At 73.3% G+C, this 26,460-nt stretch carries 28 protein-coding genes; 7 read left to right on the forward strand and 21 right to left on the reverse strand.

All coding sequences use genetic code 11. The features are described from left to right. Positions 1-10: 10 nt before the first annotated feature. The 3 genes from AC07F3_RS18265 to AC07F3_RS18275 form a co-directional block, all read right to left on the reverse strand. Positions 11-2,296 carry an NHLP family bacteriocin export ABC transporter peptidase/permease/ATPase subunit gene (locus AC07F3_RS18265; protein WP_479115213.1) on the reverse strand — a complete coding sequence of 762 codons (2,286 nt, stop codon included), beginning with the start codon at positions 2,294-2,296 and terminating at the stop codon, positions 11-13. Then, positions 2,281-3,087 carry a hypothetical protein gene (locus AC07F3_RS18270; RefSeq protein ID WP_479115215.1) on the reverse strand — a complete coding sequence of 269 codons (807 nt, stop codon included), beginning with the start codon at positions 3,085-3,087 and terminating at the stop codon, positions 2,281-2,283. Before AC07F3_RS18270 ends, AC07F3_RS18265 begins: the two co-directional genes overlap by 16 nt. A gap of 85 nt (positions 3,088-3,172) precedes the next feature. Further along, entirely contained in the window at positions 3,173-3,400 is a 228-nt protein-coding gene (locus AC07F3_RS18275) for a type A2 lantipeptide (RefSeq protein WP_114035089.1), read from the reverse strand. Between the two features lie 844 nt (positions 3,401-4,244). On the opposite strand from AC07F3_RS18275, the gene AC07F3_RS18280 reads away from it, so the two are divergent. Continuing rightward, positions 4,245-4,610 (forward strand): luciferase domain-containing protein, encoded by a 366-nt coding sequence (locus AC07F3_RS18280; protein ID WP_479115217.1) that lies wholly within the window; start codon positions 4,245-4,247, stop codon positions 4,608-4,610. 57 nt (positions 4,611-4,667) lie between these two features. Here AC07F3_RS18280 and AC07F3_RS18285 read toward each other — a convergent pair whose 3' ends face one another. The 3 genes from AC07F3_RS18285 to AC07F3_RS18295 form a co-directional block, all read right to left on the reverse strand. Then, a complete protein-coding gene (locus AC07F3_RS18285) occupies positions 4,668-5,720 on the reverse strand; it encodes a chitinase (RefSeq protein ID WP_479115219.1) in 1,053 nt (350 codons plus the stop codon). A 245-nt stretch (positions 5,721-5,965) separates the two neighbouring features. Beyond that, on the reverse strand, positions 5,966-6,649 hold the full coding sequence (locus AC07F3_RS18290) for an HAD family hydrolase (protein WP_479115221.1): 684 nt from the start codon (positions 6,647-6,649) through the stop codon (positions 5,966-5,968). Positions 6,650-6,689: 40 nt separating this feature from the next. After that, positions 6,690-7,166, reverse strand: coding sequence for an Lrp/AsnC family transcriptional regulator (locus tag AC07F3_RS18295; protein WP_479115223.1), 477 nt, complete (start codon positions 7,164-7,166; stop codon positions 6,690-6,692). 221 nt (positions 7,167-7,387) lie between these two features. Here AC07F3_RS18295 and AC07F3_RS18300 point away from each other — a divergent pair, with 221 nt between their 5' ends. Beyond that, entirely contained in the window at positions 7,388-8,890 is a 1,503-nt protein-coding gene (locus AC07F3_RS18300) for an FUSC family protein (RefSeq protein ID WP_479115853.1), read from the forward strand. 142 nt (positions 8,891-9,032) lie between these two features. After that, complete coding sequence (locus AC07F3_RS18305; RefSeq protein WP_479115225.1) at positions 9,033-10,076, forward strand: lactonase family protein; 1,044 nt, start codon at positions 9,033-9,035, stop codon at positions 10,074-10,076. 69 nt (positions 10,077-10,145) lie between these two features. Here the strand turns inward: AC07F3_RS18305 and AC07F3_RS18310 are convergent, their stop codons facing one another. From AC07F3_RS18310 to AC07F3_RS18330, 5 genes are all read right to left on the reverse strand, one after another. Then, positions 10,146-11,075, reverse strand: coding sequence for a sirohydrochlorin chelatase (locus AC07F3_RS18310; protein WP_479115227.1), 930 nt, complete (start codon positions 11,073-11,075; stop codon positions 10,146-10,148). A 121-nt stretch (positions 11,076-11,196) separates the two neighbouring features. Next, positions 11,197-12,180, reverse strand: coding sequence for an N-acetylglucosamine kinase (locus AC07F3_RS18315; protein ID WP_479115229.1), 984 nt, complete (start codon positions 12,178-12,180; stop codon positions 11,197-11,199). After that, a complete protein-coding gene (locus AC07F3_RS18320; RefSeq protein WP_479115230.1) occupies positions 12,177-12,854 on the reverse strand; it encodes a uracil-DNA glycosylase in 678 nt (225 codons plus the stop codon). Before AC07F3_RS18320 ends, AC07F3_RS18315 begins: the two co-directional genes overlap by 4 nt. A gap of 45 nt (positions 12,855-12,899) precedes the next feature. Next, positions 12,900-13,988: a WD40/YVTN/BNR-like repeat-containing protein gene (locus AC07F3_RS18325; RefSeq protein WP_479115232.1), complete on the reverse strand. Its 1,089-nt coding sequence runs from the start codon at positions 13,986-13,988 to the stop codon at positions 12,900-12,902. Between the two features lie 90 nt (positions 13,989-14,078). After that, positions 14,079-14,687: a TetR/AcrR family transcriptional regulator gene (locus AC07F3_RS18330; RefSeq protein WP_479115234.1), complete on the reverse strand. Its 609-nt coding sequence runs from the start codon at positions 14,685-14,687 to the stop codon at positions 14,079-14,081. Between the two features lie 138 nt (positions 14,688-14,825). Between AC07F3_RS18330 and AC07F3_RS18335 the strand changes: the two genes are divergently transcribed. Next, on the forward strand, positions 14,826-15,650 hold the full coding sequence (locus AC07F3_RS18335; protein ID WP_479115236.1) for a class II aldolase/adducin family protein: 825 nt from the start codon (positions 14,826-14,828) through the stop codon (positions 15,648-15,650). Positions 15,651-15,660: 10 nt separating this feature from the next. Next, complete coding sequence (locus tag AC07F3_RS18340; RefSeq protein ID WP_479115238.1) at positions 15,661-17,544, forward strand: neutral/alkaline non-lysosomal ceramidase N-terminal domain-containing protein; 1,884 nt, start codon at positions 15,661-15,663, stop codon at positions 17,542-17,544. 18 nt (positions 17,545-17,562) lie between these two features. Here the strand turns inward: AC07F3_RS18340 and AC07F3_RS18345 are convergent, their stop codons facing one another. After that, positions 17,563-18,654, reverse strand: coding sequence for an NADH:flavin oxidoreductase/NADH oxidase (locus AC07F3_RS18345; RefSeq protein ID WP_479115240.1), 1,092 nt, complete (start codon positions 18,652-18,654; stop codon positions 17,563-17,565). A 78-nt stretch (positions 18,655-18,732) separates the two neighbouring features. On the opposite strand from AC07F3_RS18345, the gene AC07F3_RS18350 reads away from it, so the two are divergent. After that, on the forward strand, positions 18,733-19,122 hold the full coding sequence (locus AC07F3_RS18350) for an ArsR/SmtB family transcription factor (RefSeq protein WP_479115242.1): 390 nt from the start codon (positions 18,733-18,735) through the stop codon (positions 19,120-19,122). A 10-nt stretch (positions 19,123-19,132) separates the two neighbouring features. Here the strand turns inward: AC07F3_RS18350 and AC07F3_RS18355 are convergent, their stop codons facing one another. The 7 genes from AC07F3_RS18355 to AC07F3_RS18385 all read right to left on the reverse strand — a co-directional run bounded on the left by AC07F3_RS18355 (position 19,133) and on the right by AC07F3_RS18385 (position 24,919). Further along, on the reverse strand, positions 19,133-20,479 hold the full coding sequence (locus tag AC07F3_RS18355; protein ID WP_479115244.1) for an FAD-dependent oxidoreductase: 1,347 nt from the start codon (positions 20,477-20,479) through the stop codon (positions 19,133-19,135). A gap of 94 nt (positions 20,480-20,573) precedes the next feature. Next, a complete protein-coding gene (locus AC07F3_RS18360; RefSeq protein WP_479115246.1) occupies positions 20,574-21,176 on the reverse strand; it encodes a TetR/AcrR family transcriptional regulator in 603 nt (200 codons plus the stop codon). Positions 21,177-21,348: 172 nt separating this feature from the next. Further along, entirely contained in the window at positions 21,349-22,053 is a 705-nt protein-coding gene (locus tag AC07F3_RS18365) for an HAD family hydrolase (RefSeq protein WP_479115248.1), read from the reverse strand. A gap of 19 nt (positions 22,054-22,072) precedes the next feature. After that, the gene (locus tag AC07F3_RS18370; protein WP_479115250.1) at positions 22,073-22,738 is read right to left on the reverse strand and encodes a phosphatase PAP2 family protein; all 666 of its coding nucleotides are present in this window, start codon (positions 22,736-22,738) and stop codon (positions 22,073-22,075) included. A gap of 33 nt (positions 22,739-22,771) precedes the next feature. Beyond that, positions 22,772-23,707: a M56 family metallopeptidase gene (locus AC07F3_RS18375; RefSeq protein ID WP_479115252.1), complete on the reverse strand. Its 936-nt coding sequence runs from the start codon at positions 23,705-23,707 to the stop codon at positions 22,772-22,774. Positions 23,708-23,797: 90 nt separating this feature from the next. After that, positions 23,798-24,358, reverse strand: coding sequence for a DUF5134 domain-containing protein (locus tag AC07F3_RS18380; RefSeq protein ID WP_479115254.1), 561 nt, complete (start codon positions 24,356-24,358; stop codon positions 23,798-23,800). Positions 24,359-24,532: 174 nt separating this feature from the next. Further along, positions 24,533-24,919: a VOC family protein gene (locus AC07F3_RS18385; protein WP_114035070.1), complete on the reverse strand. Its 387-nt coding sequence runs from the start codon at positions 24,917-24,919 to the stop codon at positions 24,533-24,535. Positions 24,920-24,991: 72 nt separating this feature from the next. Here AC07F3_RS18385 and AC07F3_RS18390 point away from each other — a divergent pair, with 72 nt between their 5' ends. Next, positions 24,992-25,540 (forward strand): GNAT family N-acetyltransferase, encoded by a 549-nt coding sequence (locus AC07F3_RS18390; protein ID WP_479115256.1) that lies wholly within the window; start codon positions 24,992-24,994, stop codon positions 25,538-25,540. A gap of 7 nt (positions 25,541-25,547) precedes the next feature. Here the strand turns inward: AC07F3_RS18390 and AC07F3_RS18395 are convergent, their stop codons facing one another. Together AC07F3_RS18395 and AC07F3_RS18400 are read right to left on the reverse strand one after the other, a co-directional pair. Beyond that, on the reverse strand, positions 25,548-26,231 hold the full coding sequence (locus AC07F3_RS18395) for a glycerophosphodiester phosphodiesterase (RefSeq protein ID WP_479115258.1): 684 nt from the start codon (positions 26,229-26,231) through the stop codon (positions 25,548-25,550). A gap of 69 nt (positions 26,232-26,300) precedes the next feature. Beyond that, the gene (locus AC07F3_RS18400) at positions 26,301-26,426 is read right to left on the reverse strand and encodes a hypothetical protein (protein WP_479115260.1); all 126 of its coding nucleotides are present in this window, start codon (positions 26,424-26,426) and stop codon (positions 26,301-26,303) included. Positions 26,427-26,460: the final 34 nt, after the last annotated feature.

Genomic DNA, 26,460 nt, shown 5'->3' on the forward strand with positions numbered 1-26,460 from the left:
GGAGGTCACCTCAGTGCTCCCTGACCAGATCGGCGTACGGCCCCGCGGCGGCGAGGAGGTCCTCGTGCCTGCCGCGTTCGACCACGGTGCCGTGGTCGAGCACCACGATCTCGTCGCTGTCGCGGACCGTGCTCAGGCGGTGGGCGATGACGACGCAGGCGCAGCCTCGGCGGCGCAGGTTGTCGATGATGACGTGCTCGGTCTCGGCGTCCAGGGCGCTGGTGACCTCGTCGAGGACGAGGATGCTCGGCCGCCGCACCAGCGCCCGCGCGATCTCCAGGCGCTGGCGCTGGCCGCCGGAGAAGTTGCGCCCGTCCTGCTCGACCCGGCTGTGGATGCCGCCGGGCCGGCGCGCGACGACCTCGTACAGCGCGGCGTCCTTGAGGGCGGCGACCACGGCGTCGTCCGGGACGGAGGGGTCCCACAGGGCGACGTTGTCGCGGACCGTGCCCTCGAAGAGGAAGACGTCCTGGTCGACGAAGGAGACCGAGGCGGCGAGCGCGCCGCGCGGGATGTCCTCGAGACGCCGGCCGTCGATGCGGATGGTGCCCTCCCAGGGGGCGTAGAGCCCCGAGATCAGCCGGGAGACCGTCGACTTGCCGCTCCCGGAGCCGCCGACCAGGGCCACCTGCTGCCCCGGCCCGACGGTCAGCGAGAAGCCCGTCAGCAGGGGCTTGTCGAGGGGGCTGTAGCCGAACGTGATGTCTTCGAGCGTGACATGGCCCTTGAGGCGGCGCGTGCTCGCGGCCGGTTCCGGGCGGGTGTGCAGCGCGTCGGCGGGGAAGTTCTCGACGTCCTTGAGACGAGCCACGTCGGCCGCGAAGTCCTGGATGCGGCCCGCGACGCCGTTGAGCCGGGTGACCGGCGCGGTGAAGCGGGTCACCAGCGCCTGGAACGCGACGAGCAGACCGATGGAGATGTGGCCCTCCACCGCCCGCAGCCCGCCGATCCACAGGATCAGCGCGCTGTTGAGCGTGGCGAGCGCCGGGGCGACCACCCCGAGCCAGGCGCTCGGCACCCCCAGGCGCTGCTGCTCCTCCAGCGTCGTGGCGTGCTGACCGGCCCAGCGCCGGAAGTACCCGTTCTCGCCGCCGGTGGCCTTCATCGTCTCGATCAACTGGAGCCCGGTGTACGAGGTGTTGGTGAGGCGCGCGCTGTCGGCGCGCAGCTTCTGGGTACGGGTGGCCCGCAGCCGCACGACGATGCGCATCGCGACGACGTTGAGCAGGGCGATGCCCACCCCGATGAGGGTGAGCTGGGGATCGTAGGTCCACAGCAGGAAGGCGTAGAGCAGCACCACGATGCCGTCCACGGCCGCCGCGGTCAGGTCGCGCGCCAGCGTCTCGGCGACCGCGTCGTTGGACTGGAGCCGCTGGACCAGGTCGGCGGGGCTGCGCTGCGCGAAGAACGTGACGGGAAGCCGCAGCAGGTGCCGGAAGAAGCGGGCGCTGCTGAGCGTGGAGGAGATGATGCGCCCCCGCAGCAGGTTCGCCTGCTGGAGCCAGGTCAGCACGACGGTGAGCGCCACCATGGTGCCCATCGCCGCGAACAGCACGCCCAGCAGCGAGGTTTGACGGCCCACCAGGAACAGGTCGATGTACGTGCGGCTCAGCGCGGGCAGCGTGGCGCCGACGGCCACGAGCAGCAGACTGGCGAGCAGCGAGGCCAGCATCGTGCCCGTGGTCCCGCGCAGCCGTGCGGGCAGCGCGCCGAGGACACCGGGCTTCCTGCCGCCGCGCCGGAAGGAGGGGCCGGGCTCCAGGACCAGGACGACGCCGGTGAAGCTGGTGTCGAAGTCCTCCGTCGGCACGAAGCGGCGGCCCTTGTCGGGGTCGTTGATGTGCACGCCCCGCCGCCCGAGGCGCCGGCCCATGCCGTCGTAGACGACGTAGTGGTTGAACTCCCAGAACAGGATGGCGGGCGCCTGCACCTCGGCGAGCGCGGCCGGTTCCATCTGCATGCCCTTGGCGGTGAGGCCGTAGCCGCGGGCAGCCTTCAGGACGTTGCTGGCGCGTGAGCCGTCGCGCGAGACGCCGCACGCGATCCGCAGCTCCTCCAGCGGCACATGGCGTCCGTGGTGGGCGAGCACCATGGCGAGCGACGCCGCGCCGCACTCCAGCGCCTCCATCTGGAGGACGGTGGGGCTGCGCACGGTCTTCGTGCGGGGGGCCTTCGGTGCGCCACGCGGGCGTGAACGGCGGCCCGCACCAGTCGAGTTGGGCGGGCGGCGCCGACCGTGGCCGGTGGGCGGGAGCGGTGGGGTGGTGGGGGAGGGTGCGGTCACGGGAGCAGCCAATCGATGGGACGCCGGTCGGCCAGGTGGACGGTGCCGGTGGCCAGGGTCATGGAGTCGACGGCGAACGGCGGGCCCTGGGCCGAGGACCAGCGGTAGCCGGACTTCGTGGCGGGCGTACGGTCGAGTCGCACCAGCACCCCCACCGGCCTGCCGTGCTGCGAGAACTGCTCGGCCAACTGCCCGTCGCCGAGGAAGGCGGCGATCTGCTGCTGGGTCTGCGGAGCCCTGCCGACCGCCGCCACCCGGCCGCGCAGCACCCCGTACCGCTCGGCCGGGACGGACTGCACGGTGAGGTCGACCGCCGCGCCGGGCGGGACGCTCGCCGTGCTGTCGCCGGGCACGTACAGCATCACCATCAGGGGGTCGTCGGGGCCGCCGGTGCGCTCCACGCTCGCCAGGTTCGCGCCCGTGGCGACGACGGAGCCGATGGTGGCGGAGAGACTGGTGAGGCGGCCCGCCGCGATCGCGCGGACGATCCGGTCGCCCTGTGCGGTACGGACCTTGAGGAGCGGCGCGTCGGCCGCGAGGGTCTCGCCCTCCTTGGCGAACACACCGGTCACCTGGCCCGCGAGGGGGCTCTGCAGGACATAGCTGCCCTGTGCGTGGGTGAGGATGCCGGGTGCGTCGATCGTGGAGGAAACGGAACCCGTCACCGCCCAGAAACACGCGGCGGCCATGACCAGCACCGTGACGAAGAGAACGAGTCGGCCCTGCGGGCGTGCGAAACGCACCGGCAGGTCGAGTTCCTCCGGTGACTGCAGTTTGGAAAGGGCCTGCTGGCGAAACTGCACGGAACTCTTTCCCTAACCGTGAACCATGCGCGCATTCATCGGCAATGAGCCCCGGAACCGAGGGTTCCGGGGCTCGTGCGCGATCTCAGAGACCGGCGACGAGGCCAGAGGCCAGGCCGGTGACGGCGCCGGTGTTCACGCCCGTGACCGAGCCGACGAGACCCGTGACGGAGCCGACGATGCCGGAGACCGGGAGAACGGAGTCGGCGGTGCCGGTCACGTTGCCGACCACGGTACCGACGAGGCCGCCGGACACGTTGTCGAGGTCGGCGTCGGAGATCTCGAGGGTCTCGACCTGGGGAGCGTTGTTCATGGGAGTACTGCCTTTCATGGGGACATTTCCTGGCGGGAACTCCTTGCCGGGGCTCCCGCAGTGGCCAGGATCAAAACACGCCGACGGCTTTCACAGCCAATCGCTCCGGGGCGGTTCGGGGGTTCTGTGGAGCTCTGAATTGCCGTCGCGTGCAGGTGTGTTCATGATTCGGGGTCAGATTCTTCACGAGCTTCACGAGATGAATTCCTCGGGCGAGGTGCTCACCTTTCTCAACTGGGACACTCCCGCCCCAAAGCCCCGGGCTCCGGTCCGGACCCGAGACCCGTCCGTGGCCACGGTGACGGCCCTGCGCATTCGGTGTGCAGGTTTTCGGAAGATGCCCCTCCGCTTGCCTCCGAGGCACGGAAGTGCCGCCGCGTGCCGGGAGGAGGGGGGTGCGCCACGCCCGTACTTCAGGATCCATAAGGGCGGGGTTCGGGACATTCGCAGGCACAGCACGCGAGTCGGGGTAGAACGCCGGGCGGTTGGCCGAGCGGGTCTCGGCGTGCCGCGACGCGGGTCTCGGCGTGCCGCGACCCGCCGGAAGTCCGCCGAGCGGGCCGCCGGAACCGGGGCCGGCCGCGAGATCCGGTCACCTGTACGGAAGATGACGCGGAGGTGAATACCGTGAAGTGCTGCCCTGGGCCGCAGGTCACCGGGCGCGGACCGGCCACGAAACTCATCCGTGGGTGGCTGGGGGTGGTCCTTCGGGTGAAGTGTGCGCGAGGATGGCGTTATGACCGCGGCTCATCGCGCCATGGAACAGTTGCAATCATGGCCGAACCTGGTAAGTGGCCGGCCCCGCTGCGCAGTTGGGGAGGCGCTTTTCACGGCGGAATACGAAGTGGTGCATTTCCATTCCGGATTCGCGGCCGACCTGCATCTCACCCGCACCGCCATCGAGCGCCTGCGGACCGAGCTGAGACACAGCACCGCGATCCGCCTCAAACCCGGATCCGCGTGGGTGACCATACTGCTGGACTGCGACTCGGACGTGGACCTGCTGCTCACCCTGGTCAGCGTCGCCCTCAAGGCCCATACGGGCGGCCCGCCCGGCCCCCTCCTCTCCCCGTGCACCTGGTACCGCCCGGCCGTCCCGCTCCAGAGCGGTCCGGAGCGGACCGTCCTGGAGCTCCCGGTGCGGGGCATGATGCCCGCCGCGCGGCGGGCGGTCGGCAGGCTCCTCGCCCACGGGCCCAGGGCGGTCTGAGGGGAATCCCCGACACCGGGGGGCGGGGGTGGCGTGCGGCCCGGCGCCCCTGCCGCGTCAACGCCCTTGCAGCGCCCTGACGTTGTCGCCGAACGTCCAGTTCTTCGAGCCGTCCCAGTTCAGGGACCAGGTCATCAGACCCTTGAGCCCGCCGCCGAAGGCGCTCCAGGCCTGCGCCACCTGATCGGTCGTCATGTATCCGCCGCCCGCGCCCGGCTGTGCCGGAAGGCCCGGGACCTGCCGGTCGTAGGGCACCCTGATCGTCGTGCCCTGGACGACGAGGCCCCGGTCGAGACAGGCGGTCTGGGCCGTGAAGCCGTCGACCGTACCGGCCTCGTAGGAGTCCCCGGAGCATCCGTACATGCTGCCGTTGTAGTACTGCATGTTGAGCCACCACAGGCGGCCGTTGTCCGCGTACTTCTTCACGATGGGCAGGTACGCGCCCCAGATCGAGCCGTAGGCCACGCTGCCGCCGGTGACGTACGCCGTCTCCGGGGCCATCGTCAGGCCGAAGTTCGGGGGCATCTGGGCGAGTACGCCGTCGATGACGCGGACCAGGTTGGCCTGCGAGTCGGACAGGGTGGTGATGCTTCCGCTGCCCACCAGACCGGTCTCGATGTCGATGTCGATCCCGTCGAAGTTGTACTGCTTGAGGATCGGCACGAGCGTGGCCACGAACCGGTCGGCGACCGCGCTCGAACCGAGGTCGATGCCGGCCGCGGCCCCGCCGATGGACATCAGGATCGTCTGGCCCGCGGCCTTCGCCTGGCACATCTCGGCGGGGGTGGGCACCTTCACCGTCGAGTCCATGCCGTCCTGCCACAGGACGGTGCCGTCCGACAGGATCACCGGGAAGGCGGCGTTGACGACGTTGTAGCCGTGCGCGGCGATGCGGGAGTCGGTCACCGGGATCCAGCCCAGCGGCGGGTGGACGCCGTTGGCGGCGCCGTCCCAGTTCTCCCAGTAGCCCTGCAGCACCTTGCCCGCGGGCCGCGACTTGACCGCGCAGGTGTCGGTCCGGGCCGAGCCCGGCGCCGCGGCCACCGGGGCCTGGGCCGCGAGAACCAGCGCCAGACCGGCTCCCAGCAGACGTAACGTACGCCCGATCATGCTGTGCTCCTTGCCTCCGGGAGCGCCTCGGTGGGGGCGCGGCGGCTCCTGGACCGTGGGGGGACCTGAGGAGGGTGCGAGGGGGGTGGCGTCCCACACCGTAGATTGGTCCAGACCTTCCGTCAATCGTCCGGGAGGAAGCTGGTACGGGAGCCGGGCGCCCGCCAAATCCCTTGCGGGCAAGGCCTGTTGAGGGTTGGCGTCGGGCGGGGCGACGGCCCGCTCCGCGCCGGGCCGGGCGTGGATCAGGCGCCCGTCACCCAGTCGTACGCCCGCTCGGCGTCGAACTCCCGCTGGCCGCCGGGGAAGAGCAGGCCCGCCGTGGCGAACGCCGGGTCGTCGGCGGTCCTCGGCAGATAGGGCACGGCGACGCAGCGCATCCCGGCGGCGTGCGCGGCCGCCGCACCGGGCGCCGCGTCCTCGACGACCACGCAGTCGGCGGGCGCGGCGCCGAGCCGGCGGGCGGCCTCCAGGAAGACGTCGGGCTCGGGCTTGCCGTGCTCGACCTCCTCGGCCGACACCACCAGCTCCATGAACGGGGCGAGTCCGGTGCCGCCGAGCACCGCCTCGATCGCCGACTGCGAGGAGCCCGAGGCCACCGCCATCGGCACGCCCGCCGCGTGCAGCCGCTCCACGAACTTGCGCATCCCGGGGAAGACCTCGGTGGAGGCGCGGGCCAGCTCCAGATAGGCCGCGTTCTTCGCGGCCAGCATCTCTTCGACGGACCCGGTCAGCGCGTGCTGCCGGTCCAGGATCTCCAGGGTCTCGCGGGTGCCGATGCCGATGAAGCGCGCGTGCTGCTCCCAGGTGAAGCCCGGGAGGCCATAGCGCGCGAGCACCTGGCGCGCGGCTTCGTAATAGTTCGGCTCGCTGTCCACGAGCGTGCCGTCGAGATCGAAGATGACCGAAGTAGTCCGTGATATGCGCATGTGTCCCAGCATGCCAAGGACCGCGGGCAGTCGGCGCCGCTCACTTCGCGGCAGCGCGCCCCACCGACTCCACCAGCGGCAGCAGCCGGTGGGCCACCCGCTCGCGCAGCGCGACCTCGGTACGGGTGCGGACCACGCCGGGGAGCTGGATGAGCCGCTGGATGACGTCTTCGAGATGGGCGTTGTCGCGGGCCGCGACCCGGGTCAGCAGATCGCCGCCACCGGTGATCGAGAACGCCTCGATGATCTCGGGCACCGCCGCCAGGGCGTCGCCGACCTCGTCCAGATGCCCCTGGGTCACCTCGATGTGCACGAACGCGAGCACCGGGTGGCCGAGCGCCGCGGGGGAGAGCGCCGGGCCGGTGCCGGTGATCACGCCGTCCCGCTCCATCCGGTCGAGCCGCGCCTGGAGGGTGCCCCGGGCGACGCCGAGGATGCGCGCGTACTCCCGGACGCTCGTGCGCGGCTGCTCGATGAGCAGCCGCAGGATCCGGGTGTCGAGTGTGTCCACCGTCATGGCCCGTTGGCTCCCCTCTGGTCCTGTTGATACGGCATCGACTGTACCAATGGCCCAGTGATGCAGAGCTCGGTTGAGCCAGTGGGACTTTGGATGTTTTCCTCTGAGGACGGCGCCGCTCAGCGCGCGGGACGGCGACGACGCCGGTCCGGGCCCGCGGCGCCTTTGTCATGCCTGAAGCACTGTGCACGTGAGGGGGCGCGGCCACCGCCGTGAAGAGGATGTTTGTGGCTCCGGATCCGGGGCTTGTGCGACTGCGCGTCTCGCTGCGAGCCGTGCTCGGTGTCGGCCTGTCGGTGACCGCCGCGGAACTCTGCGGCCTCTCGCTGCCCGCCTCGATCACCGCGGGCCTCGCCTCGCTGCTCGCGCTCTTCACGGTCGGCGACGCGCGGGTCCCCGCCCAGGCCGTCACCACCGCGCTGCTGCCCGCGGTCGGCTTCCCGGTGCTCGCCCTCGCGGCCGCGCTGCACGACATGCCGCTGCTGCGCGACGCCTGCTGGCTCGTGGTGATCTTCGCCGGGGTGTACGCCCGGCGCTGGGGCCCGCGCGGCCACGCGCTGGGGATCTTCGCCTTCATGATGTTCTTCACCACCCAGTTCCTGCACGCGGTCCCCGCCCAGCTGCCCGAGCTCTACGGAGCCGTCGCGCTGGCGCTCGCCGCCTCGGCCGGGGTCCGGTTCGGGCTGTGGTGCGTCGAGCGCCGCATCGCGCCGCCCGCGGTTCCCGCGCCGCTCACCGGGCGCGGGTTCGCCCGCCCCACCACCCGGCAGGCCTTCCAGGCGACCGTGGCCTGCGCGATCGCGCTGGGCGTGGGCCAGGCGCTCTCCGAGGCCCGCTGGTACTGGGCCGTCGGCGCCGCCTGGTGGATCTTCGTCAACACCGCCTCGCGCGGCGAGACCCTGGTCCGCGGCTTCCGCCGGGTGCTCGGCACGGTGACCGGCATCGCCGCCGGGCTGCTCATCGCCATCCCGCTGCACGGAGCCCCGGCCCCGACCGCGGCGCTGGTCGCGGTGTGCGTCTTCGGCATCTTCTACACGGCCGCGCCCAGCTACAGCTGGATGATGTTCTTCGTCACCGTCATGGCGGGCCTGCTCTACGGACTGCTCGGCGTCCTGCATCCGGGGCTGCTCGTGCTCCGCGTCCAGGAGACCGCGGTGGGCGCGCTCGGCGCGGTCGTCGCCGTCGCCCTGGTCCTTCCCGTCAGGACGCACGACGCCACCGACGCGTGGATCCAGCGGGCCCTGCACTGCGTACACCGGTGCACGAGTGCGGCCGCGCACCGGCTGGCCGGTGACGAGAGCGCCGACCCGGCGCCGCGCGCCGCCGAACTGGAACTCCTGCTCGGCCGGGTCCGCCTCTCGCTCGCCCCGCTCGTCCACCCGCTCAGCCCGCTGCGCGCCCGCCGGGCCCGGGCCCGCCAGGTCCTGGTCCTGCTCGACGACTGCGCCCGCGAGGTGCGGGGCCTGGCCGCGGTGGCCGCCGACCCGGCCGCCTCCCACGACGCCCGCCTCACCGCCGCCTGCCAGCGCGTGGAGGCGGCGGTGGCGGCCCTGGTCACCCCGGGCCCCGATGCCCTGGCCGCCCCCGCCCTGGCATCGATCCCCACTCCCCACCACCACCCGGGCGCGGAGGCCGCGCTGAAGCACCTGCACGGCCTGGAGCGGGCCCTGGCGGAACTGGCCGCCCCGCTGACCTCGTCACCCCGGGCTCCGTTGGCGGCCTGACCGGCGTGACCGGCCCTCGGCGGCTGGACACCCCAGCCACACCGCCCAGTTGGTCTAGACCCCCTGCTACGGTCGCCGGAGCACAGCGGTGTGCGGGCCGGCTCCGGGTCGCCGGGGCGGCCTCGGCGGAGAGGGGTTGCATGTGGGCAGGGACAGGGCCGCTCGGGCGTTCATCGGGTCGTTCACCACGGCGGGCGGGCGGGGGTTGACCGCGGTCGCCGTCGACGAGGAGACCGGGGCGCTGACCCCGCTCGGCTCCACGGCGGCCGTCGCCAACCCGTCGTATCTGACGGTCTCCGCGGACGGAGCCGTCCTGTACGCCGTGGGGGAGAGCGCCGAGGGGACGGCCGCCGCCTTCGACATCACCGCTCCGGTACCCCGGCCGATCGGCGAGCCCGTCGCGGTGGACGGTGCCGGGCCCACCCATCTCGCGCTGGCCGCCGGGCACCTCGTCACCGCCAACTACGGCTCCGGCAGCGTCACCGCTCTGCCGATCCGGCCCAGCGGGGGCCTTGGCCCGGCGGTGTCCGTCCTCACGCACCACGGATCGGGCCCGCACCCCGACCGTCAGGGGGAGCCGCACGCCCACCAGGTGCTCGTCGACCCGAGCGGCCGCTGGGTCGTCAGCGTCGACCTCGGCACCGACTCCGTACGCGTCTGCGAACTCGACCCGGAGACCGGCGCCCTGCGCGTGCACGGCGAGGCCGCGCTGCGGCCCGGCAGCGGCCCCCGCCATCTCGCCTTCCATCCGGCGGGCCGGCACGCGTACGTCCTCAACGAACTGGCGCCCACGCTCACCGTGTGCCGCTGGGACGCCGACGGCGGCGTCCTCGAACCGCTCGGCGAGACGCGCGTCGTGGAGGACGGCGTGAGCGAGGAGACCCATCCCTCGGAGGTCGTCGTCGCCCACGACGGACGTTTCGTGTGGGCGGCCAACCGCGGGCACGACTCGATCGCGGTCCTCTCGCTGGACGAGACGGGCGAACGGGCCCGCCTCGTCACCACGGTGGACTGCGGCGGCCACTGGCCCCGCGACCTCACCCTCGACCCGTCGGGGCGCCGCCTGTACGCCTCCAACGAGCGCTCCGGCGACGTCACCTGGTTCGACATCGACGCCGCCACCGGCATCCCGGCCCGGGCGGGCTCGATCGAGGCGCCCGCCGCCTCGTGCGTCGTCTTCCGCTGACGGCGTCCCGCGACAGAGCGGGGCCGCACCGGACGTCCGGTGCGGCCCCGCTCTCGCATCGTGCGCAGGTCAGTGAACCGGCGATCCCTGCGGCTGCGGGGTGATGCCCAGCGCGGCCGCGTACTGCGACAGGACCAGCTTGCCGATCGCCGGGTAGGCGCCGAGCGCCTCGGCGACCGCGCACTCGGCCTCCTTGGCGGCGGCGTCGAGCAGCCCGTCGGCCACCTCCGGGCCGATCAGGTACGGGGCCACGGCGAGCTGCACGGAGCCCGAGCCGCGCAGCTGCGCGGCCATCGCCGCGATCGCGCCCTCCTGGTCGAGCGCGGCGGCCATCACCGGCACGGCGAGCCGGGCGGCGAGCAGCATGCCGGTGATCCCGGCGGCCTGCACGGCCTCCTCGCCGCCGACCGTCGCCAGGATGATCCCGTCGGCGGCCGTCGCGACCGTGAAGAGGCGGGCGCGGTCGGCGCGGGCCAGACCGGCCTCGGAGAGCCGCACGTGCAGGCCCTCGGCGAGCAGCGGGTGCGGGCCGAGCACATCGGTCAGCTCGGCGGCCGCGCGGCTGTCCATGACCGCCTGCCGTATCCGGCGGATCAGGGCGCTGTCGGGGCCCGCGAGCAGCGGCACGACGACGGCGGCCGGGCCCTGCGGGTCGGCGACCTCGCGGCCCGCCGCGCGCGCCTGCTCGACGCGCGCGCCGCGCTCGGCCGCGGTCTGGGCGAGAACGGCGTCGAGCGTGGGGTACTCGGCGGAGTCGGCTTCGGTGCTGTCCAGGTAGCCGATGCGGGCGTGCAGGCCGGGCAGCTCGGAGCGGGCGATGCTGATGACCTCGTCGGCCAGGCCGCGCACAGCGGGGCCGGGAGCGCCGGGAACGGCGAGAACGAGCGCGGGCGCGCCCTCCGGAGCAACCACCGGTTCCGGGCGGCGGTGCCGGCCGGACTGGCGGGGTCGCGGCATTCGTACGGGCAGGCCGGATGCTGGCCCAGTGGGGGTGCTCATGGCGTCGCATGCTACTGGTTTTGCGCGGGCGGCTGTTCGGGGAGGGGACAGCTGAGCGGTATCTGTCCCGTTTTTCCCGGAGAGTGGCATAAAGATCAACTGTCCTGGTCTGTCGTGGCACTCACCCGGTCGCGAGCCACAACATGCGCGGGTCACGCGGCAGTCGCAGCTCCGCGCCCGCGAGGCTCGCCGCGATGAGCAGGGAGCCGTCGAGCGGATCCCCGGCCGCTTCGACCGTGCGGGCGTACGGCAGTTGGCGGTCCAGCTCCTCCCGCAGGGGTACGAGAAGGGGGTCGCCCAGCTTGAACAGGCCCCCGGTGAGCGCCACTTGGGGTGCTTCGCGGCCCTCCGGCGGGCAGACCGCGGCGGTGGTTTCGACGATGTGCTGGGCCGCGTTCCGCAGGATGCCCGCCGCCACCGGGTCGTCGGCGGCGCACCGCGCGACCTCGGGCGCGAACGAGGCCAGCACCGCGGGCCGGTCGCCGCGCGGATACAGCAGCCCCGGCAGCTCGCCCGGGGCGCCGAACACCGCCTTCAGCCGGGCGAGCAGCGCCGCCGAGCCGCCCCGCCGCCCGTCGTGGGCGCGCAGGGCGGCATCGAGCCCGGCCCGGCCGATCCAGGCGCCGCCACCGCAGTCGCCGAGCAGATGCCCCCAACCGTCGGCGCGCCGCCAGTCGTCGAGGTCCGTGCCGAGCGCGATCATCCCGGTCCCGGCGGCGACCACCGCCCCGGCCCGCTGGCCGAGCGCGCCCGCGTAGGCGGTGACCGCGTCGGCGGCCAGGGCGAGGGTGCGCACGCCGAGCGAACGGGCGAGCGCGCCGGGCAGTTCGGCCCGCAGCGCGTCGCCGAGCGTGGCCATCCCGGCCGCGCCGACCGCCGCCGCCGCGATGTGCTCCGCCCCGGTGCGCGCCCTCAACTCCCTGACCGCCGGAAGCAGTTGCTCCAGCAGGTGCCCGGCGTCGATTCCGCCGGGGCCGGTCCGCACCGGCTCCTTCGAGGTGACCGTCTCGACGGGGGAGCCCGGCTCGGTGCGGCGCAGGGCGAAGCGCACACCGGATCCGCCCGAGTCGACCCCGAGCACCCAGGGCGCGCCCGCGTCCGTCACGGCAGGCGCCAGTCGACGGGCTGGGCGCCCTGCCGCTGGAGAAGTTCGTTCGTACGGCTGAAGGGCCGCGAGCCGAAGAAACCGCGGTCCGCCGACATCGGGGAGGGGTGCGCGGACTCGATCGCCGGGAGGTCGCCGAGCAGCGGGCGCAGGTTGCGGGCGTCCCTGCCCCACAGCACCGAGACCAGCGGGGTGCCGCGCGCGACCAGGGCCCGGATGGCCTGCTCGGTGACGTCCTCCCACCCCTTGCCCCGGTGGGCGGCGGGCTTGCGGGGCGCGGTCGTCAGCGCCCTGTTGAGCAGCAGCACCCCCTGCCGCGTCCACGGTGTGAGGTCGCCGTTGGAGGGCCTTCCCACGCCCAGGTCGGAGTGCAGCTCGCGGAAGATGTTCTCCAGACTGCCGGGCAGCGGACGCACTTCGGGCGCCACCGAGAACGACAGGCCGACGGCGTGCCCCGGCGTCGGGTACGGGTCCTGGCCGACGATCAGCACCCGGACGTCGTGGAACGGCTGCTGAAACGCCCGCAGTACGTTCGGTCCTGACGGCAGGTAGGTGCGTCCTGCCGCGATCTCCTCCCGGAGGAAGTCGCCCATCGCGGCGACCTTCCCGGCCACGGGTTCCAGTGCGTCCGCCCAGCCGGGCTCGACGATCTCTTTCAACGGTCGTGCTGCCACGGCCGTCACTCTACTGGCGCAGCACCCGCCGCGTTCCCGCGCCCGTCAACCGATCACCGCCGCCCGTACGCACAGCACGTCCGGCAGGTGCGAGGCGAGCAGCGTCCAGCTGTCGCCGTCGTCGGCGCTCGCGTACACCTCGCCGTTGCGGTTGCCGAAGTAGACCCCCGCCGGGTCGGCGTCGTCCGTGCACAGGGCGTCGCGCAGCACCGTGCCGTAGTGGGCGTCCTGCGGCAGGCCCGCCGAGAGGGGCTCCCAGTTCTTGCCCGCGTCCTCGGTGCGGAAGACCCGGCACTTGTTGTCCGCCGGGACCCGGTCGGAGTCGGCCGTGATCGGGAAGACGTAGGCGGTGCCGGAGCGCCGGGGATGGGTGGCGGCGGCGAAACCGAAGGTGGAGGGAAGGCCCGCCCCGATGTCCGTCCACTGCCCGCCGGCGTCGTCGCTGCGGTAGACGCCCCAATGGTTCTGGAGGTACAGCCGGTCCGGGTCGCCGGAGTCCTGGGCGATCTTGTGGACGCACTGGCCGAACTCCGGGTTCGGATCCGGCAGGAAGACCGCCGAGACGCCCTTGTTCGCGGGCGCCCAGCTCTCCCCGCCGTCCGAGGTGCGGAAGACGCCCGCCGTGGACACGGCGACCGTCAGCGCCCGGGCGTCCCGCGGGTCCGTCACGATGGTGTGCAGGCCTTCGCCCCCGCCGCCGGGGACCCAGCGCGAGCGGGTCGGGTGCTCCCACAGCGGTCGTACGAGCGCGAAGCTCTCGCCGCCGTCCTCGGAGCGGAACAGCGCGGCCGGCTCCGTGCCCGCGTACACCACCCCCGGCGCCTCGGGCCCGGCCGGGCGCAGCTGCCAGACCCGCTCCAGGGAGGCGCCGGTGAACTCGGGGAACTTCACGGCCGGTTGCTTCGGCTCCGTCCAGCCGCGGCCCAGGTCGTCGGAGTGGAACACGGACGGCCCCCAGTGGGTGCTGTCCCCGCCGACCAGGAGCCGCGGCGCGGGCTCCCGGCGGGTGTCGATGGCGACGGAGTACACCGCCTGGGCGTTGAAGTGGGGACCGTCGAAGTCCCAGATTCCGCCGCGCCTGCGGCCCAGAAAGAGCCCCTTGCGCGTACCCACGGTGAGCAGTACCTCGGACATGCCGGTCCCTCCAAAACGCCGTTGTTCCGGATAGGGGACAGTGTGCACCCGGCCACTGACAACGGCCTCCAAGGCGAGAGAAGCAGCAGCTCAGACGGGTTCGGTCAGCGCTTCCACCAGGTACGGAAGGAACCGTGCGGCCAGCGCGCCCGGCGCCAGGACGTCCGGCTCCACATAACTCTGCCCGAGCGCTCCCTCACGCAGAGCGACCACGACGCGTACGAGTTCCGCCAGGTCCCCGCGCGGCCGGAGCCCGGCCCGCGCCAACAGGGCCCCGAGCAGGGCCGCGGCCTCCTCGCGCAGCCGTGCGTCGTGCTCGGCGAGCCGGGCGGCCGCCGCGCGGTTGCGGATCGCGTACAGGGTGAACTCGGTGGTCACCAGATACCAGGTGCGCTCGTCGGGCTCGATATGGGCGAGCAGGGCGGCGATGCGGGCCGCCGAGAGGTCGCTGTCCTCGGTCTCGTCGGCCAGCCTGGTGATCCGCTCCAGTTCGCGTGCCGCGTGCGCGTCGAAGAGCGCGAAGAACAGCTCCTCCTTGGAGGAGAAGTTGGAGTAGAAGGCGCCCCGGGTGTAGCCCGCGCGCCGGCAGACGTCCTCGATCCTGGCCGCCCCGAACCCCGACTCCGCGAACACGTCGAGCGCGGCGTCCAGCAGCCGGGCCAGCGTCTGCGGCCGCCGCTTCGTCGTTCCCCTGGGCACGTGTCCCTCCCGGACCCTTGACAGCGCCTGCGCGCTTGGAAAGCATCCGAACGCGTATCGGATACGCGAATGTATCCGATCCGAGCTCTGCGGCACCCCTCTCCATCGCCCGGCCAACTCCCTCCAGGAGGAACCCAGATGAGTGACGAAGGCGCGGCTCCGGCCCCCGCCGAGGTGATAGCGGGCGCGGCGGGCCCCATGCCCGAAGGGGTCACCGTGCCCCTGCCGCCCGTCTTCGAGGACGTGGCCGAGGAGCGCCGCTACCGCAAGGAGCAACTGGCGGCCGGATTCCGGCTGTTCGGCCGCTTCGGCTTCTCCGAGGGGGTGGCCGGGCACATCACCGTCCGCGACCCCGAGCACCCCGACCGCTTCTGGGTGAACCCCTTCGGCATGAGCTTCGGCCGGATCAAGGCGTCCGACCTGATCCTCGTCGACCACGAGGGCAACCTCCTGCACGGCGCCCGCCCGGTGAACCGCGCGGCGTTCGTCATCCACGCCGCGGTCCACCAGGCGCGCCCGGACGCGGTGGCCGCCGCCCACGCGCACTCGCTGCACGGCAAGGCGTTCTCCTCGCTCGGCATCCCGCTCGACCCCATCACCCAGGACGCCTGCGCCTTCTTCGAGGACCACGGTCTCTACAGCGACTACCGGGGCGTGGTCAGCGACGCCGAGGAGGGCAAGCGGATCGCCGCGGCGCTCGGCGCCTACAAGGCAGTGATCCTCCAGAACCACGGGCTGCTCACCGTGGGGCACTCGGTCGCCGAGGCGGTGTGGTGGTTCATCACGATGGAGCGCTCCTGCCAGGCGCAGCTCCTTGCCATGGCCGCCGGCACCCCGCGCCGCATCGACCGCGAGACCGCCCTGCACACCCGGGGCCAGCTCGGCGGCCACTTCGCCGGCTGGTTCCAGGCCCAGCCGCTGTACGAGCAGATCGCCGACTCCGACCCGGACCACGTCAACTAGCCTGCCCCGCATGGGATTTCGGGCCGGGCGCGGCATCGCCGACATCACCGGGGAGGCGGCCGAGTGCGGCCTGCTCGGCTACGGCAAGGCGGACCAGCAGAGCGCGGGGATCCACACCCGCCAACGGGCCCGCGCCTTCGCCTTCGAGGAGGGCGGCGCCCGGCTGCTCCTGGTGGTGTGCGAGCTGCCGCTGATGTCGGACGCCGTCGTGCGGGAGGTGCTGCGGCGGCTGCCCGCGGGCTACGGCGCGTCCAACGTGATGCTGACCGCCACCCACACCCACTGCGGACCCGGCGGCTACTTCCACCACCGGCTCTACAACAGCAACACCGGCGGCTTCCGGGAGCGTACGTTCGGCGCGATCACCGACGGCATCACCGAGGCCGCCCGTGCGGCCGTCGCCGATCTGGCGCCCGCACGGCTGCGGCTCGCGCACGGCGAGTTGGGCGGTGCCAGCGTCAACCGGTCGCGCCGGGCCTTCGAGCGCAACCCGGCGGCCGAACGCGCGCACTTCCCGGACGGCGTCGACCCCCAGACCACCCTGCTCGCCGTCGAACGCGACGGGCGGCTCGTCGGCGCCGTCAACTGGTTCGCCACCCACAACACCAGCATGACCAACCGCAACCGGCTGATCAGCGCGGACAACAAGGGCTATGCCGCTCTGCACTGGGAGCGCGCGGTCGGGGGAGTGGATTATCTCGCCCGTTCGGCACCGCAGTTGGTGACCGCCTTCGCGCAGACGAACGCGGGCGACATGTCGCCCAACCTCCAGCTGGCACCCGGCCGCGGTCCGACCGGCGACCAGTTCGACAACACCCGGATCATCGGCACCCGCCAGTACGAGGCCGCGGCCGCGCTCACCGGGGGCGGGGAGATCTCCGGCGGGCTCGACTTCCGCGCCACCCATGTGCACCTGTCCGCCGTCGAGGTGCGCCCGGAGTTCACCGGCGACGGCCGCGTCCACCGCACCTCGCCGCCGGTGGCCGGTGCGGCCGCCTTCGCGGGCGCCGGGGTCGACGGCCCGGGCTTCAGGGGTTTCAGGCCCGGGGCCAACCCCCTGTGGGACGCGGTCTCGCGGCGGCTCGTCTACCCCCTCGCGCCCGCCCTGCGCGACGCCCAGCACCCCAAGGCGCTCGCCCTTCCGGCCGGCCCGGTCAACCGGATCGTGCCGATGGTCCAGGAGCACGCACCTCTCCAACTCCTGCGCATCGGGCCGCTGTTCCTCATCGGCATACCCGCAGAGGTCACGATCGTGGCCGGACTGCGGCTGCGGCGCACGGTCGCGGCGATCGTCGGCGCCGACCTCCGCGACGTCCTCGTCGCCGGATACAGCAACGGCTACGTCCACTACGTGACGACGCCCGAGGAGTACGACGCCCAGGAGTACGAGGGAGGCAGCACGCTCTTCGGACGCTGGGAGCTTCCCGCGCTGTGCCAGAGCGTGGCGGGCCTCGCGACCGCGCTGCGCGACGGCACCCCGGTCGACCCCGGCACGCCGGAGCCCGCGGTGCCGGTGCGCCCGGTGCGACGCCGGTCCGCGAGGGACGCGCCGCACCCGGGCCGACACTTCGGCGACCTGCTGGACTTCTCGCTGATCGGCCGCCGCGCCACGGCCTCCTTCGTGGCCGCACACCCCTCCAACGACCTGCGCAGGGGCGGAAGTTACCTGTCCGTGGAGCGCCTCGGCCCCGACGGACCGTGGACGCGCGTCGCGGACGACGGCGACTGGGCCACGGTCTTCCGCTGGACCCGCACCGGCGCCACGACCTCGATCGCCACCGTCACGTGGAACATCCCGGCGGACACCCCGCCCGGGACCTACCGGCTGGCGTACCACGGGGACAGCGCCACGGGCCCGTTCACCGGGGTGAGCGGGCCCTTCGAGGTCGGCTGAGCCGCGGGGCGGCCCGGCTCAGACCGAGCGGTGGTACTGGTCCGGCACGTGCACCTCGCCGCCCAGTTCGCGGGCTGCCTGGCGGGCCCACGACGGGTTGCGCAGCAGCTCGCGGCCCAGCAGGACCGCGTCCGCCTCGCCGTTCGCGAGGATCTTCTCGGCCTGCTCCGGCTCCGTGATCAGGCCGACGGCCGCGACCGCGAGCGGACTCTCGTTGTGCACCCGCTCGGCGAACGGCACCTGGTAGCCCGGGCCGGTCGGGATGCGTACGCCCGAGGCGTTGCCGCCCGTCGACACGTCCAGGAGGTCCACGCCGTGCTCCTTGAGCAGCGCGGCCAGGCGCACCGTCTCGTCGGCGTTCCAGCCGCCCTCCTCCAGCCAGTCGGTGGCCGAGATGCGGAAGAAGAGCGGCAGTTCCTCGGGCCACACCGCCCGTACGGCGTCGGTGACTTCGAGGGCGAAGCGGGTGCGGTTCTCGAACGAGCCGCCGTACCGGTCGGTGCGCTTGTTGGAGTGCGGGGAGAGGAACTGGCCGATGAGATAGCCGTGCGCGCCGTGGATCTCGACGACCTTGAACCCGGCGTCCAGCGCCCGGCGGGCCGCGTCGGCGAACTGGCCGACGATCTCCTGTATCTGATCAATCGTCAGCACGGTCGGTACGGTGTGGTGCTCGTCCCAGGCGACCGGGCTCGGCCCGACCGGCTGCCAGCCCTCCTCGCTCCCGGGCTTCAGCGGCGCCCCGCCCCGCCAGGGGCGGTCCGTGGAGGCCTTGCGTCCGGCGTGCGCGATCTGGATGCCGGGCACCGTGCCCTGGCCCTCCAGGAACGTGGCGATCCGGCGCAGCGCCTCGACCTGGGTGTCGTTCCAGATGCCCAGGTCTCCCGGCGAGATCCGCCCCTCGGGGCTGACGGCGGTGGCCTCCACCAGGATCAGGCCGGTGCCGCCGACGGCGCGCGCCGCGTAGTGGGCGAAGTGCCAGTCGTGGGCGACGCCCGCGCCCGGCCCGAAGACCTCGGCGGAGTACTGGCACATCGGCGCCATCCAGACCCGGTTCGGGATGGTCACGGACCGCAGGGTGTAGGGCTCGAAGAGGGCACTCGCAGCAGACACGGCAACTCCAGTCGGACGGCCGGGGGCGCCGGTGCGGCGCCGGGATCGCTTCGTACGATACTCATCGTAGTACGGCAGATGTCAAACTACGATGAGTCTCGTACAATCGATCTCGTGACCACCGCGACGAACACCCGTGAACTCGCCCACCCGGCGCGCGACGAGATCCGCCTGGAGGGCGTCCTGCACGCGCTGTCCGACCCGATGCGGATGCGCGTGGTCCGGGCGCTCGCCGCGCAGGAGGGGGAGCTCTCGTGCTCCTACTTCGTGCTGCCCGTCACCAAGTCGACGACCACCCACCACTTCCGGGTGCTGCGCGAGAGCGGCGTGATCCAGCAGGTCTACCGGGGCACCGCCAAGATGAACGGCCTGCGCCGCGCCGACCTCGACGCGCTCTTCCCGGGCCTGCTCGACAGCGTCCTGGACGCGGCGGCCCGGCAGGTCGAGCGCCTGGGCGCCGACGGCTGAGCGCGCGGCCTCAGCCCGTGCCCAGCGCCGCCGACAGCAGACCGTCCCAGTCGGGGATCTTCACCGAGCGGCGCCCCAGCGAGCGGCCCAGCTCCGCCTCGGCGCGCTCGATCTCCAGCCAGCCCTGCCAGGTCACCGGCCGCAGCCCCAACTCCCGCAGCGCGTCCAGGGGTTCGGCCGCCGCGGGGCGCCCGGACAGGAGCGGAGCGTCCTGGAGCAGCGAGGTGACCGTCTCCTTGGCGCAGGGGCGGTTGGTGCCGATCACGCCCGTCGGGCCGCGCTTGATCCAGCCCGCCACGTACTCGCCCGGCGACGGCGCCCCCTCCCGCAGCACCCGGCCCGCCGCGTGCGGCACCGTCCCGGTCGCCGGGTCGTACGGCAGTCCCTGCGGCGCCACCCCGCGGTAGCCGACCGCCCGCAGCACCAGCTGCGCCTCGATCTCCTCGTACCTCCCGGTGGGGAGCACGCCGCCCGAGCCGTCCGGCACCGTCCGCTCGAAGCGCACCGCGCCCACCCTGCCGTCGCGCTCCAGGAGCTCCACGGGCCGCAGGTAGAAGCGCAGGCTCAGCCGCCGGGTGCCCGGCCGCGGCGGCCGACCGATCCAGCCCCGCAGCACCTCCACGTTGCGCCGCACCGGGCCGGGCAGTGCGGCGGGGTCGACGAAGTCCGGGTCCAGGGCCAGCTCGTCGATGTCCACCGCCACGTCGGCGCCCGGCAGCGCGCCCAGCTCCCGCAGCTCCTTGGTGGTGAACCGGGCCTGCGAGGGGCCCCGGCGGGCCGCCATGTGCACCTCGCGCACCCGGCTGACGGCGAGCGCGCCGAGCGCGGACTGCGGCACGTCGGTCGGCCGCAGCTCGTCCGCGCCGCGGGCCAGCATGCGCGCCACGTCCACCGCCACGTTGCCCGCGCCGATCACCACGGCCGAACGGGCGCCCAGGACGAAGGAGTCGGGGTCGCTGTCCGGGTGCGCGCTGTACCAGGACACGAACTCGGTCGCCGAGAAGCTGCCCGGCAGGTCCTCGCCGGGGATGCCCAGGTGCCGGTCGGACTTGGCGCCCACGCAGTACACCACCGCGTGGTAGAGCCGCCGCAGCAGCTCCGGCGGTACGCCGCCCGGGCCCACCTCGACATGCCCCAGGAAGCGGACGCGGCCGTCCTCCAGGACCGTGCGGAGGTTGTTCTGGAGCGACTTGATCTTCTCGTGGTCCGGCGCGACCCCGTAGCGGACCAGACCGTACGGGCACGGCAGCCGGTCCAGGACGTCCACGTGGATGTCCTGGGGCGCGCTCTGCTCCACCAGGCTCTGGGCGGTGTAGACCCCGCTCGGCCCGGATCCGACGACGGCGATGCGCAGCATGGCGGGTGCTCCTTGGACGAGAGAACCGCAGAAGACCGCTGGGGCCTTCAGGATGGCACCGCCCGGCGCGCGGCGGGTAGACGTCCGCCGCCGATCAGGGGGCCCGGTGCGGCGGCGAGCCCAGCTCCCAGTCCAGTCCGTACCGCTGGAAGAGCTCGGCCCGCAAGGTGGCCGCGTCCATCGGGGCGCCCGGGAGGAGCGCGGCGAAGACGGCGCCCATGAGATTGGCCCGCAGCAGCGGGTACTCGGTGTCCACGTCCTGCGAGCCGTACCGCTCGACGGTGTCCCGCAACAGCGCGGCCAGGCGCTGCTGCTCGGGGCACTGCACGAAACCCTGGGCCTGGAGGATCCCGGCCATGTGGGCCCGCATGAGGACCGGCTGGTCATGCGTGAGCCCGAGGATCGCGTCGATCGCCCGGGCCAGCCGCTCCCTCCCGTCGGCGGTGCGCGGCTCGCGCTCCAGGCCCGCCTCCAGGGTCAGATGCATCAGACGGTGCACCGCGGACTGGAGCAGCTGGCGCTTGCCCGGGAAGTAGTACGACACCAGGCCGCGGGCGGAACCGGCCCGGTCCGCGATGTCGCCGAGCGTCGTCGATTCATAGCCTCGTTCGGCCACCAGCTCCACAGTGGCTTGCAGCAGCCGCTCGCGAGAACGTCTGCGCAGTTCTTCATTGACCGATGCGCTGCGCGGGGACATGCTGTAACTCCTGCGTTGACTGGCTGAGAGCCAATATACTCAGGCTGTCGCAGGGCGGTACCCCTAGCCGGGGCCTGACCTGCGCCTGGGCTGCTCGTTCGGGGTGACGCGGGGGATCACCCCGGACGGGTAGCCCCTTTCAAGCCCCTTGTCCGGCGCGCCCGGCGGCCGCTCAGCGGCCTTCCGCGACCCGCGCGAGCACCGGCAGCAGAGCATCCGGCCGCTCGTCCACCGGCAGGTGGTCGACGAAGTGCACCGCACAGCCGAGCGCCGCGGCGCCGCCGTCCGCCCGCCGGTCGTCCCCCACCATCAGGACCTGGCCCGGATCGAGCGCGAGCGCCTCGCAGGCCGCCTCGAACAGCCGCGCGTCGGGCTTCTGCACCCCGTGCTCGAAGGACAGCAGATACGCGTCCACGTGGTCGTCCAGGCCGTACCAGCGGAACACCGGCCGCAGGTCCCAGCCGATGTTGCTGACCACGCCCACCTTCACGCCCCGCTCCCGCAGCCCGGCGAGGACCCGCTCGGTGTCGGGGTAGGGCCGCCAGGCGGGCGGGGTCATGTGGCGGTCGTAGAGCAGGTCGTACAGGGCCGGATCGGGCAGCTCCACCTCCCGCGCGAGACCCGTGTACGTCGTGCGGTGGAGCTCGGCGCTCCGGTCCCGCACGGGCCACAGCTCCGCCAGATGCGGGGGTATCCGCAGCGGATCGGCGCCGCCGGGCAGCGCGCCCGCCACCTCCAACTCCCGTGCGCACCGCTCCAGTTCGGTCGGCGGCAGGGTGGTGCCGGAGGCGTCGAGTACGGCGGAGAGCCAGTCCTGGACCGGCTCGACGCGAAAGAGGGTGCCGGAGAAGTCGAAGAGAACGCCCTTGATCGTCATGCCCGCGATCCTCGCGTGCTCATCCCCGCGGCTTCAAGGCCCAGCGGGCATGGGCGGCCGCGCTCAGCGCGACGACCGCCACCCCGATCAGCCAGCCGCCCAGCACGTCCGAGAACCAGTGCACACCCAGGAACAGCCGGGTGAACCCCACGCCGAGCGCGGACAGCACCCCCGCCGCGAGGACGGCGCCGCGCAGCCGGCGCCCGGCCCCGTGCAGCGCGAGCAGCCAGACGAGCAGCCCGAAGGCGACCGTCACGCTCAGCGCGTGGCCCGACGGGAACGCCGCGTACCCGGCCGAGTCCACCGGATCCGGCCAGCGCGGCCGGTCGCGGCCGACGGCCGCCTTGAGCCCCTGCTGCACGGCCGTACCGAGGCCGCTCGTCGCCGCGACCCACAGCGCGAGGAGCCGCTCGCCCCTGCGCAGCAGGACCGCGACGACCACCGCGAGCAGGGCGCGCATCGTCCACGGGTCCCACACCCAGTCGGTCAGAACCCGGTTGACGTGGGTGAGACCGGGATCCGCGACCGCCCGTCGGTGCAGGCCGTCGGCCATCAGGCGGTCCCACGACATCAGCGGACCCCACCCGGCGACCACCACGATCAGCAGGAGTCCGGCGAGCAGGGCGCAGACGAGGCCGACGCGCAGCGGCGCGGCCGGGCGGGTCTCAAAGGGGGCGAGCGGCATGCGGAAGATCCAAGCCGACCGGGCCGGATACGGCTAGCCCAGCGCGTGCAGCCCCGGCACGAGGGCCACGACGAGCGGCACGGCGGGCACCAGGGCGGCGTACGCGGTCAGCCGCAGCCGGTGGCTCGCGGGCAGCCTCGGAGCCGCCGACAGGAGCCGGTGCACCCGCTGGGGGAGCTGGCCCTCGGGCGAGGGACAGGGCCCGAACACCCCGCGGTGCTCGTTGAGTTCGACCAGCGCGAGCGCGATGGTGAGGCGCCCGAAGCGGCGGGACGCCACGTCGTCGGCGGCCAGCTCCACCAGGCGGTGCATCTCGTCGCGGAACGCGGCGAACACCGGCACCTGCGGGAACCCCCGGGCGAGCGCCCCCGAGCAGTGCAGCAGCCAGTCGTGCCGGGCCCGCGCGTGCCCGAGCTCGTGGGCCAGCACCGCATCGAGCTGACGGCCCTTCAGGCGCCGAAGTGCCGCCGTGGTGATGACCAGTTGGGGGGTCTGGCCGGGCAGCCACCAGGCGTCGGGCCGGGCTGCCTCCAGGACCACCAGGCGCTCGCCCGACGGCTCCTCGCCGGGCAGCAGCGGCGAGCGCAGCCGCAGCTCCGCGCGGCGCCGGCGACGGCGTGCCCAGCTGTCCCTGATCTCCCGGGTGAGCATCGCCCCGGTCCAGGCGCCGCCGAGGAAGAGCACCACCGCGAGCGCCGCCGACCAGGGGCCGTACGGTCCGAGCGCGTACGCCTCGACGACGGCGCGGGGCGCGGGCGCGAACACCTGGCCGCGTACGGTCTGCCACGCGGACGCGGCGCTGAAGACCATCGCGAGCCCGAAGCAGAGCAGCACCGCCGCCACCACGCACTGCCAGACCCACAGCGCCACCACCGGCTCGCGCTCGACCCAGTCGGCGCGGGCCAGCAGTCGCGGGGCGGCGACGGCGGACACCAGGCCGAGCACCAGCAACGCGAGGGAGACCGTCATGGTCTCAGCCTATGAGCGAGGCCGGTCCGATAGGTATGGCGGCGACCGCCAAGTGACGCACGCCACGACGGAAGCCCGCCAGCGGGCGGCTCAGACGGTCACCAGCATCGCCAGCATGGCGATCCCCATCGAGAGCCGGCACGCCAGGGCCAGCTCGGGCCGTGCGCCCCAGGAGACGGCGACCGCGGGTCCGCCCGCGCTCGCCGAGGGCAGCAGGCGCGCCCCCGCCGACAGGACGTAGACCGCGAAGTACAGGAGCAGGGCCCCGGTCAGCGGCGGCACCCCGCCCGCCGCATGCCCCTCGTGTCCGGTGTGCGCACCCGCGGCGCCCGGCGCCATCGCGAGCGCCATGTAGACCATGGCCAGCGAGCCCACCGCGTGGTGCAGATGGTGCGCCCCGCCCCGCGCCAGCCACAGCGCCCGCAGCGCTGCTCCCCCGAAGACCACCGCGTAGGTGGTCGCCGTCCACGGCGAGGGTGCGAGGAACGCGGCCGGTACGGCCATCGCGGCCATCCCGAACCCCATCACCGCCTCGCCGGCCGCCGCGCCGCGCGCCCGCGCGGAACCGCCGCGCATCCGCAGCAGACAGGACGCGCCGGTCGCCGCGCACAGCGCGACCAGCAACCAGCCGGGCAGCACCGGACCGTGCACGGCGTACCTCCCCCGCTCGATGACGCTCGATGGATCGCCCTGCCGAGGGATCGATGCCCGCCCACGGGGCCGCATACGCGGGCGCAGGGACACACGAGGGGAGCGCGCGAGGGATCTTCGCCGGTCACAGGCGTCGCGGGAGAGGCCCGACCGGGGGTCTCGCGGGGGACGGCCTCAGGGGCGGAAGCGCAGCGGGTGGTCGGCCGGGACCTCCACCACCGCGATGCGCACCCCGTCCGGATCCTCGATCCACATCTCGACGAGCCCCCACGGCTCGCGCACCGGAGGCCGCGCGATCGCCACCCCGCGCCCCACGAGCTCCTCGTGCGCCCCGGCCACGTCCGCCACCTGGAGCCACAGCTGGAGTCCCGGTGCCGGGGGGTGCTCGGCGCGGCCGGACACCTCCAGGAAGCCTCCGCCCAGGAAGTAGACCGTGCCGCGCTCGGGCCCCGTACCGAACTCGCGGTAGACGGGAAGCCCGAGTTGTCCGCCGTAGAAGGCGCGCGAACGCTCGGGGTCGGTGGGGCGCAACAGGGTCCGGCTGCTCAGTACGTGCACCATGACGGGGACCTTAGTGGCCGGGTTACGCTCGGGAGGCCGCCACAGCGCAATCGAGTCAGCAGGGAGACCGCGATGGACACCGCCAGCCGGGCCGCCGGAGAGCTGAGCTACCGGGACGCCACCGAAGCCGACGTCGAGGCACTGGTGCCGCTCATCGAGTCGGCCTACCGCGGGGACTCCAGCCGCGCCGGCTGGACCACCGAGGCCGACATCCTCCAGGGACAGCGCACCGACCCCGAAGGGGTGCGCGCGGTCATCACCACGCCGGGCAGCAGGCTGCTCACCGTGGAGCGGGACGGGGAGTTGGTCGCCTGCTGCCAGCTCGAACACCGCGGGGACGCGGCCTACTTCGGGATGTTCGCGGTCTCTCCGGCGCTCCAGGGCGCGGGCCTCGGCAAGCAGATCATCGCGGAGGCCGAGCGCACCGCCCGGGCCGAGTGGGGCGTGCGCGAGATGCACATGACCGTCATCTCGGTGCGGGACGAGCTGATCGCCTTCTACGAGCGGCGCGGCTACCGCCGTACGGGAAGGATGACGCCCTTCCCGTACGGCGACGAGCGCTTCGGCCTGCCGCAGCGCGACGACCTCGCGTTCGAGCTGCTGGTCAAGGAGCTGGGCTGAGGCAGCGCTAGGCGGTGAAGCGGCCGGTGCGGCGGATCTCGGGATAGTCGGTCGTCGCGCCGTCCAGCTGGAGGGCGCGCACCAGACGCAGGTGGTCCTGGGTGTTCACGGTCCAGCCGATCACCTTGAACCCCGCCGCGTGGGCCCTTTCGACCGTCTCCAGAGTGAGCCGGTGGATGCTCAGCACCAGGGTCTTGGCGCCGACGGCGCGGGCCCGGTCGAGGAGATCGGGCCCCCAGCTGTCGTCGACAAGCCCGGTGCGCACGCCGGGCACGAGGGAGGCGATCTCGGCGAGCGCCTCGTCGTGGAAGGACAGCACCTCGACCCGGCTCACCAGATCGCGCCGCAGGATCACCTCGGCGAGCGCACGGGCCGCGGCGACGTCCTTGATCTCTGCCTGGATCGGGGTCTTCACCGCGTCGAGGACCTCCTCGAGGACGGGGATGCGCTCGCCCTGACCCGCGTCCAGCTCCCGCAGCTCGGCGAGGGTCATCTCGCCGATGGGCCCCTCCCCGTCCGTGGTGCGGTCGACCTCGGCGTCGTGCATGACGACGAGGGCGCCGTCCTTGCTGAGGTGCAGATCGAGTTCGATGGCGTCCATGCCCGCGCGTTCCGCGTGGACGAAGGACCGCAGGGTGTTCTCCGGCTCGACACCCATGACCCCGCGGTGACCGATGGTGAGGAACGTCAAGACAGGCCTCGCTTCCGTCGACGGCGGTATGCGCGCGACGCAGTCCCGTGCGCACGCGGCAGCCGCAGCCTAACGGCCCGCCACCGCGACGGACCCCGGCTCGCGCGGGGCATCGAAGTCGTCCGCCCGGGTTGACGCGATCCCGAGGATGAAGCCGGTGATGAGGGCTGCGACAAGCACTGCGCGGGTACTCACGGGGGCGGCTCCGGGGTTCGGGCGACGGGCGGAA

The sequence above is a fragment of the Streptomyces sp. NPDC045846 genome (genome assembly GCF_056431605.1).